The 12,709-nt window shown below is 43.3% G+C and carries 8 protein-coding genes and 2 pseudogenes; 6 read left to right on the top strand and 4 right to left on the bottom strand.

What is annotated here, in order from left to right; genetic code table 11:
• Nucleotides 1-103 precede the first annotated feature (103 nt).
• Complete coding sequence (locus tag AC4PCC_RS12205) at nucleotides 104-1,042, top strand: MucR family transcriptional regulator (RefSeq protein WP_492124689.1); 939 nt, start codon at nucleotides 104-106, stop codon at nucleotides 1,040-1,042.
• A gap of 42 nt (nucleotides 1,043-1,084) precedes the next feature.
• On the opposite strand, the gene AC4PCC_RS12200 is transcribed toward AC4PCC_RS12205, so the two are convergent.
• Nucleotides 1,085-2,392, bottom strand: a complete 1,308-nt coding sequence (locus tag AC4PCC_RS12200; protein WP_492124688.1) for a tyrosine-type recombinase/integrase — start codon at nucleotides 2,390-2,392, stop codon at nucleotides 1,085-1,087.
• A 33-nt stretch (nucleotides 2,393-2,425) separates the two neighbouring features.
• On the opposite strand from AC4PCC_RS12200, the gene AC4PCC_RS12195 reads away from it, so the two are divergent.
• The 4 genes from AC4PCC_RS12195 to AC4PCC_RS12180 all read left to right on the top strand — a co-directional run bounded on the left by AC4PCC_RS12195 (nucleotide 2,426) and on the right by AC4PCC_RS12180 (nucleotide 8,819).
• Entirely contained in the window at nucleotides 2,426-3,349 is a 924-nt protein-coding gene (locus AC4PCC_RS12195) for a hypothetical protein (RefSeq protein ID WP_492124687.1), read from the top strand.
• A gap of 646 nt (nucleotides 3,350-3,995) precedes the next feature.
• Complete coding sequence (locus tag AC4PCC_RS12190) at nucleotides 3,996-5,468, top strand: hypothetical protein (protein WP_492124686.1); 1,473 nt, start codon at nucleotides 3,996-3,998, stop codon at nucleotides 5,466-5,468.
• A gap of 417 nt (nucleotides 5,469-5,885) precedes the next feature.
• Nucleotides 5,886-6,593, top strand: coding sequence for a hypothetical protein (locus AC4PCC_RS12185; RefSeq protein ID WP_261423217.1), 708 nt, complete (start codon nucleotides 5,886-5,888; stop codon nucleotides 6,591-6,593).
• Nucleotides 6,594-6,839: 246 nt separating this feature from the next.
• Entirely contained in the window at nucleotides 6,840-8,819 is a 1,980-nt protein-coding gene (locus AC4PCC_RS12180) for an ATP-binding protein (protein ID WP_492124685.1), read from the top strand.
• Nucleotides 8,820-9,154: 335 nt separating this feature from the next.
• Here the strand turns inward: AC4PCC_RS12180 and AC4PCC_RS12175 are convergent, their stop codons facing one another.
• Nucleotides 9,155-10,513 carry a hypothetical protein gene (locus AC4PCC_RS12175; RefSeq protein WP_233933080.1) on the bottom strand — a complete coding sequence of 453 codons (1,359 nt, stop codon included), beginning with the start codon at nucleotides 10,511-10,513 and terminating at the stop codon, nucleotides 9,155-9,157.
• A 329-nt stretch (nucleotides 10,514-10,842) separates the two neighbouring features.
• On the opposite strand from AC4PCC_RS12175, the pseudogene AC4PCC_RS12170 reads away from it, so the two are divergent.
• Nucleotides 10,843-10,956, top strand: a pseudogene (locus AC4PCC_RS12170) (IS3 family transposase); the annotation flags it as partial.
• A gap of 16 nt (nucleotides 10,957-10,972) precedes the next feature.
• On the opposite strand, the pseudogene AC4PCC_RS12165 reads toward AC4PCC_RS12170, so the two are convergent.
• A pseudogene (locus tag AC4PCC_RS12165) lies at nucleotides 10,973-11,167 on the bottom strand (IS3 family transposase); the annotation flags it as partial.
• A 472-nt stretch (nucleotides 11,168-11,639) separates the two neighbouring features.
• The gene (locus AC4PCC_RS12160) at nucleotides 11,640-12,680 is read right to left on the bottom strand and encodes an IS630 family transposase (RefSeq protein ID WP_492124684.1); all 1,041 of its coding nucleotides are present in this window, start codon (nucleotides 12,678-12,680) and stop codon (nucleotides 11,640-11,642) included.
• Nucleotides 12,681-12,709: the final 29 nt, after the last annotated feature.

Below are 12,709 nucleotides of genomic sequence, written 5' to 3'. Positions count from 1 at the left end.
TTCCCGGACATACATACTAAGGATGCGCATCACAAATAGTGAATTAGGCTAAATAATTTCTATTGGAAATAGAGCTGCGGAGAGCGGATACATGGTAAGGACTTTGACGACTGATAGCTGGCGGGAAAACATTCCGGGCACTCTGCATACGGAGGCAAAAGCTTTTCTCGGATACTTGCGCCTTATACCCGCGATGAAACCTGTTTGTTGCCCGTGGTGTACCGCAAAAAACTTCGTTTTGCGCAATCCTCGTCTGTATGAATGCCGCGACTGTAAAAAACGCTTCACGCCCTGGACGAGAACGCCTTTTGCGAACTGTCGTCACCAGGATTCGTGGGCGGCTTATGCCGCACTGCGGCTGGCCGGACTCCTGCCTGGAAAAGCCGGGGAAACTGCCGGATTGAGTCATGGTGCTCAGGTATATCGTGAAGAAGTGCTGGAGGATCTTATTGCCAGTCGATGGCCTCTGTTACTGGAATGCTGGCGAGGATTTGTTGGCAATCAGAAGCCCGTACCACTGCGAACCACGCCATTCTCCAGCAAGGAAGAAGCGGAAGCGCACCATAACCATGAGTATGTGCAGTGTCTTGAGTGCGGCAAGCTCTTTTCGTCTGTGGGAACGCATGTTCGGCTCGCCCATGATATGACCGCGATGGAATATCGTGAAAAATGGCAGATTATGAAGAAAATCCCTATATCGGGCTTTGCTAAACGGCGGCAACATTCGGAATTTATACGCCAGAAAATCGCAAGCGGTGAAGTAGATCCAATGGCGCTGGCGAGAGCCATGCAAGAAGCCAATGCCTTAAATGGTCGCCAAAAACCCTTCGGCACAGCATATATTGCGGAAATGCATACCAAACGACTGCAATCGCAACGTCTCTGGGAGCAGTCACCAGCGATAAAGATAGTCGATATGAGCACAAGGCTGGCGGCGGTTGCCAGAATGCAGGCACGGAAGGAAACAGGTGAGAAGGTGAAAGATATCGCCCTTGAGTTAGGTGTAGCCTGCCAAACACTGTACAGCTGGTTGCAGAAATAAGCTTAGTTCTCAGTCTATTGCGTTCTTCGCATTAAAATTCAATCATGATAATTCATTCTTAAAGAATACAGCCTTTTCAAACCACTTAAACCAAACAGGCCATGCAGCATTCACACCTTCTTGAAAAGCTTTCGGCTGATATGTGGCCAGAATCTTAGATGTAACAACCTTCACGCTATGCCCCAGGAGCAAATCGACAATCATTGGGTCAATTCCCGCCTCCCCACTCATCAAAGAAGCGGCGCTACGACGAATATCATGCGTAGTGAATTCATTTCCTACTACGGAACGTAACCTTTCAGCGGCATGTGCCATTGTTGATCTTCCAATGTAACTCCAGACAAGACCATCTGGTTTTTGCTGCGTCCACGACCATTCTTGCAACAATTCGATCAGCATATCAGGAAGCGGATAAATTCGCTCCTGTCGAGTTTTTGTCCTGTGGGCTGGCAGTGTCCACGTTTTAGCTTCGAGATCCAGCTCCGCCCATACCATTTCCGTTACCTCGCTTTTTCTCGCCCCGGTAACCATCAAAAACCGCATTGCTGCATGCGAGGGGGAATCACCGAGGCTGTGCCAGAGAGTGTGGTACTGTTCCTTATTCAGGCAGTTTTCTCGTATTTTCCCTATCACCGCCGCCACAATTTTACGATCATGTACTTCAGATAATTTTTGAGGAACGTATACTGGCTGACCCGGTTGCCCCTCTATGCCATGGGCTTGGAATGCATAGAGCATCATTGCCCGAACAATCTGACATACTCGATGTGCAGCGTTAGTAGGACCAAGAGCGAGAAGTAACATATATACATTTTGATAGGTCAGCTTATCTGGGGCGAGGCTATGTAGTGATTTGCAGTGTTTGTTCCAGATAGATGTTCTGTTCGCTCTGGATGGCTCGGGGCATTTTATTTGCAGCCATTCCTTGAACAGCCCAGCCATGTTATCAGGCGTCTCTGAATCTATTTTATTGGGAGTCAGACCTCTTTTCACTTTTGTAACCTGCTGGTAGTGCCAATGCCTTGCATCTTCCAGACTGTGTGATGGGTATGTTCCTAAAGTGATATCATATCCGGCAGCGATGTATCGCCAGCTTTTAGTGATAACGCCAGATGGGTTACGGCGAGCTACAAAATACAGACCAGTTAGACCGTTGCTGAAGACGCTCTCTTTTTTCATGTTCTTGCCTTCAGGAATAGAGAAACGTAGAACGTCTGTCTTAGTTTTTAGCATTGGCATAATCCAGTTTTTAACGCGTACCCAAAATGTACCAAAAAACTCAGTGATATTGTAAGGCTTTTTATGAGACTGCATGAGATCATAAGTAACTGTATTTTTGTTTTTATTCATACATTCTGATACCTTTAGACATTCAGTGAGACAATGCTGAATAACTTGATAAAGGTTCGTCCTGCTGGCAAGGATGAGTGCGGTGGACACTATCGCTGGGTATTGGAAATACGGCTAAAAGATAAAAGTCGAAGACATCCTGTACTGCTGGTGATCCAGTTCGACCCTACCAACAGTCAACGTGGATTTATGCTAGTAGAGCTCAGCCCGCAGCACTATTCAGCGCAACAGATAACGGATTTGTTTGTATGGCTGGGACGAAGGGGGCGTATCGGTAAATATCTGTACCGGGGGTTACGTAATGCATGGATAACTACTATCCATTACGCGCTGGATGTTGTGGGAATGAAACTCCACGACTATTTTATTGGGTTGGCTTGTGTTCGTAAAGGTAAGTTCAACGACTTACATGGGAAAGAGGAAGGGTTACGGCTGGGCTCTACGACCGTTGTAGCATCCGTCTACGAAAAGGTTGATGCGCCGGAAATAAGTACTGAGAAAAGATATGAACAGGCGCTTCTTATGCTTGAGGAGAACCAATTCCGGCGGTTTCTGCGTTTGGAATTACGCTTGTCCCCCGGCAAGAAAAAGCTTCTGCTGAGTAACCTGCTCAGGTTGGATAATCTGGTATCTAAACTTGCATTTTATGATCGCAATGCGCTGACAGATCCTGAGCTTGAAACCGACTTTGCCCGCTTGTTACGTGAAAATGCCCCTTACCCGGTAGCCCGAGCGACTTATAAGCCATCCGCGATGCTTAACGGTAAACCTGTAAGTTCTACGAAAAAAGCTGCTGACAAACGTGTTGATAAAGTCATGAGCCAGCATCGTGTTGAACTGTTCGATTCAGAGGCTATATGGGCAATGTTACCGCTTGTCGTGGAGAAACTTGGAATTCTGGCACAACCGCAATACTGGCAACCTGACCTTCGCCAGAAATGGCTTCAACGCATATGAAGCAGGGGTAATGGTGGTGCGGCAAGGAGGCCGCTTGCTACAAGCATGAAAATGGCCGTTGTATAAAATTAAGGTGCTGAAAACGATGGTTCTAAACCGCCCAATGTTACCGGATTTTAGTGTGGCAGACCGACTAACTACCGGTATCGTTTTGGGTCAGATCCGCACCTCGTACAATGGTAGGGGGAAATCGCCGATGGTTTTCCCTGACTCTGACAATTGCAAGTATTGGCGGTTTTGAGCAAAGTTGAGGTATCAAAAGCCCGAAATCAGGAATATGTACATGTGTCTACAACCGCTATTGAATATCACCGGGAAGAAGTTGTACCGTTTTATAATCGGTAATGTTTTGTATATCTGCTAATCCCATTCTGGCTAAGCTGATATTTATTCGCTATTTGCTTCTACAAGGTATATAGCAGTGTCTATTATGCTCTATATACACTCTATCTCTATATTATTGCATATATGTCATTACATACTATAGCCATTATCCAGTATCAGCTATCATGAGGCACCAGCCTCCAATGTTATTATCATCTAATAACCATCTGAACCTTGTTGGGTTCACGTAAGGTTTGAGTAATTCAGTTGTAAATAAATGGGGTCAGAGCATGGTGCTTTGATCTCTATATACAGGTGAATTATGAAGCCATACATTACGCATAACAATATCCTTGTGACAGATTCAACGCTGGATTACTTCAAGACGATCGTTTTCAGTATTCCTTATAATGGTGTACCGAGTCTAAAACGGCCATTTTATCGTAATATAGCAGTATTTCTTCAGCATGTTATTTGTGTCGCTACCTGTAGTCGTAAGAACAGGAGAAAAGCAAAGATTAAGGCGAATAAGAAATGGTCCTATTCTGTGCCAGTACCATTTGAACTGGGAAGAGAGAAACTTCCCGGCGTATTTAAGAAAAGTGGGCCGACCCATGAGCGTGCAATGGAGGCTCTTGAAAAGGCGGGAATCATTAAACTAACCGGTTATTCCAATACTAACCATTTATGCAGGGAATATGCGGTTTCTCAACGTTTTTTGCGTAATTTGTTTGGCAATGACCGCGAGGCATACCTTAGCCGTAAGGATCGCTACGATTATCTGACTGACATTTTCACCAAGCGTAAAAGCTACTCATTTGATGATCTGATCGGCGTTGCGATCGACCGTGGGCAGCATGCTAAACATCAACAGTCTAAACGCGATATCCCTAACGCTGCCTTCAGGGAACGGGTAGTGAGTGTGTGGAACAACCTTGAGCCGCTTGGAATCAATCTGGATGCATTGCTGGATTACTATAACGAGAATCCCACGGAGAAGAACAAAATATTCATTTTCAACTTCCTGTCGCGACTAGCTGAAACAGGTGTGGATCTGGTGAAGGAGTCACCATTGACGGTCTCTTACAGGCAATCTTATAAGACTGCGTACATTGGCGGGAGATCCTTTGAGATTGGCACTGGCTTTCAAAGTCTGCCTTCTGGCATGAAGTGGGCGTGTCTGGCGCGTGGTGTGAACTATGACATCAAGGGATGCCAGCTTGAGATACTGCGACATGAGTTGTTGAATATTGGCATTTCGTCTAAGTCGTTGGAGGTGCTGGAAACTCAATATATCTGCCGGGTATTACGTGTTGCGGAGGAGGTGGTGAGGCAATTCCGGTTTTCGAGTGTATTCAATGCTGGGTTCGTTACGCTATCTCTTAAATCCAGCACAAGACGCTTGTTGAATCGTGAGTTAGGCAGGGTCGAGGCTGAGCGAGTACTGAAACGCTGGAAGCACCTTCTGAAACCCCTGAGGCGAGATCTGGCTTTACTGCTGGATCATTATGAAGGCACAGCATTGACCAATCGTTATGGCAAATGCGTTACCAACGCGGTAGGGCAACCATTCAACATTACCTATAAAGATGTGGCAGCGCGTAAACACAGGAAGTCAGATGTGATGCGCCGGAAGCTGCTTTCGCATATGTTACAGGGCCTGGAAAGTCAGGCCGTATACGATTACGTTGCCAGCCATAAGGGCGTTTGTGCGCTGGAACACGATGGGTTTGTTTCTTATGAAGAGATCACTGACTGGTCCCATCCATATCTGTTGATTGAGAAAAAGCATTAAGGGGAGCCACTCAGTCAATTACAGCTTATCCCGGTTGATAAACTAGACGGGACATTTAGCTCTTTCATGATGTGCATAGCCGGCAGGTGATCCTAGCCTGCTTTCAGCGAGGAACTGACATTTAATTTATGTTTTTTCAGGTGGTTACATTCAGTAATCCACCACATTTCCTCATTATCAGCGTCTCCGCAGCAAAATCGCCCACAGTTGCACCCTACAGAAATTGACACTATTGTTGGCCGAGAGGTACTGGCTGTGGGCTGGAAAGCGATAAGAGGGCGATGAACCACAAAATATTCCCCTTTTGTTACTTTGATACGATTGCTCAAAATGGGTGGCAACACTGAGATCGTTGAAATGACTGCATGTTACATTGTTACTTTTGTTACCGTTGAAAACATCAAGTTGGAGAGCTAAATGGATTGGCCAAAGGAGTACAGCAAGACGACTCAAGCGGTAAGAGATGCGGCGTATAAACACTACTATGTTGAAGCAATCACACGGTCGGTTCTGCTACCGGGACAGGAGAAAACCGCTTATCACGATGGACTACTAACGACGGATTATTACCTTTTCCTGTTCACCAGCAGGGAGAATCCGAAGCTTACAGGGTATTTTACCTGTGGCTTGTATGCTGCAAAGGGGTGGTTCGAGTTGAACGGACAGCGACCTGAGGAAATTCCATCATACAACCCCCTTACGGGCGAGTCCTCCGGTGGTAGTAAAAAGAGTGGCTGCGGGATTACTAAACCGCTGAAAGCTGAATCAGACCCAAGAATGAAACGTCTTATCAGGGTACTCCAGACGTTCATTTCTCTGACGGACGATGAGAAAAGGAAAATAAAAGGCGAGTCAACCACACTGGCTGTCCTACAGAAGCTCATAAAAGCGTCAAAAGAAGCCCCCAGCACGTCAAATATTAGATCAGTAAATACCACTCTGTACAAAGCGCTCAAGGATGGCCGTCATGGTGGTGCTCGTACATTCACTCAACTAGTTGGTTATTACGAGGTTCTTCTTGAAGTGACTTTCAAGAAGATATGTATTGATGATTTCAATCAGGAGATCGAAGAAACTCGTAACAAGTCAGCGACATATCCGTATATTCCTTTGGCATCATTCTGAAATGAAGGGCTACGGCCCTGTCTGCTATTGGTCCTTCGATCAAGCGCAGTGTGCGGAGGCTCTGTTATGAACGAGGGGCAGGTCATGGGGTGGTGATTGGAAAACGCTGACTGATGGATTTCACTTCCAGATCAAACGTTAAGATTGAACTAGCTGAATATTGTACTTTTTAACGACAGCATTAGTTCTTAGGAAATCTACCATTTTATGGCAGTATTCTTAAACACACTATGTCAAGGAATACGTATGTCAAGAATCACCGTCAAAGCTGGAGCCGACTTTCTTACTGGATTGGCTCATGCAAAACCAGTTGCCGCATTGAGTGAGCTAATTTGGAATGGTTTTGATGCAAAATCTAAGCGTGTTGAGATCGAGATTAAGACGGATCTGGCCTTTGGGGGGATAGAAGCAATTCTGATTAAGGATTATGGCACCGGAATTGCTCACAATAAAGTTGTGGATTACTTTGGTAATGTCGGAGAATCTTGGAAAAAAGCTGAGAAGGCAAATGGAGATCGTTCCCTCCATGGCCAGTTTGGGCGGGGGAGATTCAAATCTCTTTCTCTTGGTGAACAAGTTCATTGGAAAACCGTGTTCGAAAAAAATGGATCAAAATATAAATACACGATTTCAACCGATGCTAATAAAATTAACGATTTTACAATCAGTGAGCCAGAGTTAGTTTATGATGAAGATGTAGGTACACAAGTAGAGATTTATAATGCTAGTAACACTGCGGAACTTTTATTAACTGAAGATGCTTTAGCTGATCTAATCATGGAGTTTGCTCTTTTCCTTACAGAGTATCCAAGTAGGAAATTAATCTTCTTAGGTAAGAGTGTCTCACCTTTTGATGCTTGGTCTGACAAACAGGACTACGATATAGGCGGGGTGAGTCTCCCAGATGGTTCATTGATTAATGCTTCCTTGACTATTATAGAATGGAAAAAGAAAGTTAATAGGGAACTTCATTACTGTGATTTATTAGGATTTTCACTATACAAAGAGAAGATTGGGCAGATTATTCGCGCTCCTGGGTATGATTTTACACTCTACGCGAAGTGTGATTACTTTAAGACGCTAAGTGATAAAAATGAAGTATCTTTAGGTGAGCTTATTCCAGAGGTTAGAGCGATTAAAGATGCTATCATTCAACGGGCGAAGATTCATTTTCTCGACAAAGCATTTCTTAATAAATCCAAAATCGTCGACTCTTGGAAAGAACAAGAAATTTACCCATATAACGATGACGTACTCCAAGGTCCGACAGAAGTAATTGAACGAAAGGTGTTTGATATTCTTGCGGTTAATGTTCAAAGCTATCTCAAAAGCTTTGAAAGTGCTGATAGGAAAACAAAAAAATTCACCTTTATGCTCCTATCTCAAGCGATTAAACAGAATCCCACGTCTGTTCAAAAAATTCTAACCGAAGTTTTAGGTTTGAAGTCTAAAGAGCAAGATGAATTGGCTGCGTTATTGGAGAGGACAACCTTATCATCAATAATTAGTGCTTCTCAGATTGTGTCTAATAGAGTTGATTTTATTAATGGGCTAGATAATCTTTTACATGATAAAAATACAAAGAAAACATTATTGGAAAGAGATCAGCTTCATAAAATTATAGAAAAGGAAGCTTGGCTTTTTCGAGAGGATTTTTTCCTTGCAGGTTCTGAAGACTGGCTTGAAGATGTTTTAAAAAAACATATGAAGCATCTTGGCAAAAGATATGATGAGGATGATAACGAACCTGTATTACTCCCAGATGGAAGGCAAGGCCGCGTTGACCTAATGTTCGCAAAGTGCCGTCAACCATATGAAGGCTATACAGAGTATTTAGTCGTTGAGCTTAAACGGCCCTCTCAGAAAATTAATTACGATGTTATCGGTCAGGTCGAAAAATACGCGTTATCTGTCTCTGGGGATGAACGTTTTGATCATACTAAATCAAAATGGACTTTCATAGCAGTGTCTAACTCAATGGATGAGTATGCTGAACGTAGGGCTAATCAACGTGGGTGGCCTAAAGGTAAAACATTAGATGATGCTGAGTTAAATGTTGAAGTATGGGTTATGACTTGGGCTGAAGTGCTGAATGCAGCAAGAGCAAAATTAAGTTTCTTTAGTAAGCAATTGAATCTAGAGGCATCAAGGGATGATGCAACATGTTATCTTGAAAAGACACACCGTGAATTTATTCCAGTTATAACAAGTACTGAAGAAGTCTAATTATCCTCACCGCCTTCGGGCGGTTTTTTGTCGTTATTAAAATGATCTACGCATTCTAATAATTATAAAGCTACGACGACTTCCTGTAAGTATCCCTGCAAAATGAGTTATCAATTTTTAGAGAGTTTCTGGCACTCCAACTTCCGCTTCTGGCTCGAAGTCATGTGGTCTGCCAAGTGCGAGAAGTGGATGTACATAGTCGTGAATTAGTAATCTACTTAGCAGAAAGATTAATTTGATCAACCTAACATGGATGGTGAAGTGGACCAAACAGCAGGATATTATAATACCGGTATTGCATTAATTCTGACCAATAATATGAGTCTGTTCAATAATTAAACTTTCAATGAGGATACCAGAGAGCCTTTTCTTTTAGCATGATCTTTTCGCAACAAAACAAGTTCAAGCATTGCATAGGGTTCAAGAGACTTTTCTATAATGCTCTCTTCATCGATAAGTTCATCAAAAGAAGAAGAACTATTCAAGGATTTAAATTCTTTTAATATGGCTTGATATTGCTCTGATAAACCATAATGTTGCGCTAGTTCTATGAATAAATCCCGATAATATATTGGTCTGTTAATCGGATATGAATCGATGATTTCGGCGAGAGTACTTAAAACAAGAATGTGAAACGTCTGAAAAGGCCATAGTTGCTCATGTTTTCGATTCATTTTCAGGTGCCGTGGGAAAGAAGGGCCTTTCTTGTCTAATACTGGTGTAAAAAGACGTCTCTTAATCATCCATTCTTTCCAAAAAGAATAGTTAGCCTTGAAGAATGTGTCGTAACCGTTTGAGTATTGAGATGCTAACATTTCAACCTTTTCTTTTATATGGCGCAGTTTGTCGATGTTAATTAATTCTAGAATATATTGGTTTCTTCTTTTCTGAATGCTTGCCTCCACAGAAGGATGTTTCAACCATGAGCAATGAATAACATTAGACTCATCGTCAAAGTAATTACATATCGCATATTTCCCAGCGGGAGTTCGCAATTCAGGAATACAACTTGAGTATGAATAACCAACTCTGATCGTTCTACCTCCAGTAAATATATCGAGAATGACACATTCATCAGACTCAAATGTCAGCGAGACTTTTTGACATATAACGGTGCGGGCAGTAAATACTTCTCTATTTATATTATGCGTCTTACCATTGTGTTCGACTACTATGTCTTTGCATATGCCGGGGAGATACAGCGTTTTATCCTCCATAGAACGCTTAATGAGTTCGTGTACTTTAGATTCTCTTTCAGCTTTGACCCGTTGCTTTTCTTGTTCAATCTTTTCCAGGTGCTTGAGTTTCTTTTTCTCCAGGGCTGAGTGGTAGATCCATTTGTAGTCTACGCAGTTAACTTTTAGTAGAGCGATCCATTCGTCAATGCTCCTGTTTTCATTCGGTGGAAAACGGTACTCAATCGAATCAATCTGATGGTCGATGTAATATTGTCTCTTCTCTTCCTCACATTCATGAGTAACCCAGACTTCAATTGCTACGCCACCAATGCCTGTCTCTAGGTACGCATCTGCCCAGTATTTCCCGAGTTTGTACTCAAGGGTTGATTTACTGACATCTGTAGCAAATTCAGGAACAAAGATATCAGTATCATCAAGAGTTAACGAATTTTGGGGAAGGGTAAACTTGGATATCGATAAGAAGTGTTGCTGCATCCCGATGTGCAGTTGTGTCATTTGACAGTCTCGGCTTTCTTCTTTGGTTGTGTGAGAGAAATGGTGGCTTATTACCCTACCGTTGTTCTTTGCTACCAGAGCGTCCCCACAGTTCTTACAGATGCATTCACACCGTTTGCCGTTAGGAACGGCATCAACGTGAACAATTTTGTTTGTATCTTTATGGAGGGCATACTCAAAAAGCATTTATTCTTTTAGCATCCTTGTTCAGATATGACGTTGATTTGTCATCATTTGTTCTACTCTTGATTGGAAGGCCGCTTTTTCAACTTATCGGTTTATTCTTGCATCATTTCCCTGCTTTCATCAAGGTAATGTAAACATCTCGTATAACCGAGCGCTGGCTGATGGAATGGCCTCACGAATCCCAGAACAACCTGACGCCGGAAGAGTGCCGGTTAATGGCTGAAAAACCGGAAATCTCAAAAAATGCGTGGAACTAAACAGGTGTGCTTACATCAGTTCGCCATCACCGCCACCGGTATCTCGTTCATACTGACGAAGCCAGGTGCGGAGTGTCTCTGGCGTGCAGACAGTCTTCGGGGCAATGGAACTGAGTGCTGCCCACTGTGAGTCGTATTCGTTCTGGCTCTCCAGAACCATACGGATGGCCCGCTGAAGGACCTCAGGGGAAAAACGCGTATTTTTAGTCATCCAGTTTACCTCTCTCTCAAAGAGTTTAGTCTCCAGGATTTCCGGGGCGGTTCACTACGTTTCTACCCTGGCAAGCAATTCGTTTACCATAAACTCTACTTCTCTGAATTTTTCCCACACAAAGTAGCTTGCGAAAGATGAATATTGATTATGACTGCTGGTATTTTTGAAAAAATTTTAAATGTTCATTTCCAGTGCTGGTATTAAACTGGAAACTGCGTCAGTGGGTAATTTTACCATTGAGCTAATTAGATTATTCAAGCATATAAAATCATAGTTTAATTTTAATAGTAGCTCTTTTCGAGCTTCTGTGAGTTTTGAGCGGTTGAGGCCGAACAAATCAATACTAGTCTGTCCATATACAGAAACTGCGACAGCAAGTGGATGATCAGCTGCAATTCTCCAATTAATATGCTCAGCTGGATTTACTCTGGTGGGGTCGATTAACAATGGGTCTTCTAAATAACTGCGCTTAATACCGCTTCACTTTCGTTAGCCCGTGTTTGTTGCCAGGGAAAGGTGAAGCGACTTCCATAAATTGTCTGACATTATTCAATAATTGCCACATTGTTTTGCAGCGATGATTGCGCGTGACGGTTTCGTGCAAGGCCAACCATAAGAGCTCTATTTTGTTTATCCACGGAGAGTAAATTGGCTGATAAATAACAATAAATTTCGGATTATCCTTCAACCATTTCAACGTTTTTTTGCTCTTGTGAATGATGTAATTATCAACGATTAGCGTAATTGTTTTTGCACTGCGGTATGTGCTTTTCAACTTACGTAAAATATTGATAAATAAACCTGAGTTCTTACTTGTCCCGCTGACGTAGTCCACCCGGCCTGTTCCCGCATGAAGGGCTCCTGCAAGGTAATGCTTTTCATTTTTTCCCGGCGTAGGTATACGTTTTTGCTGCCCTTTTTTCTGCCAGTCAGCACCGATTTTGGGATTCAAATCGATATCCACTTCATCCTCGTAAAAGACCGGATGGTCAGCGCAGTTTTTTTCTAATGCTTCATCAATCGCTGCCAGTTTTTCCTCTTTGTGAGGATCGCGAATATGCAGTGTCGGAGCCGCTCTTCGCCAGACAATTCCCGCCCCGGGTAACCAACGGCGAACTGAGCCAGGATGCAACGTTGAGTTAAATAACTTATTAAGTTCAATCGTTAACATCTCGGTGCTCCACCGTGACCGCAGATACCCGAAGTCCTGAGGAGAGCGCTGAATCAGTAAATCAAGCATGCGCAACATCGCTTCCACTGGCCACTTTTTTTGACGTCCGGCCGGAAGACTTTTTAGACCTTCGATACCAAATAATGTGAACCAGTTAATCCAGCGACCGACAGAGGAACGCGCTGCACACAGGGTTTTAGCGACATAACTGAGCGATTCACCACGATGCAACATCAGCATGGCCATAAGGCGTCTGGAATGGTTTTTATCTGTTGTTTTATGGACAATTTTTTCCATCTGGCGTCTTTCATTATTGGGTATCGGTGCTATGATCGGCATAACTCAGTCCGGTTGTGATGATTTGTGAT

It is taken from the genome of Erwinia sp. L03-1 (genome assembly GCF_058686115.1).
This window is presented reverse-complemented; position numbering and strand designations above follow the sequence as displayed.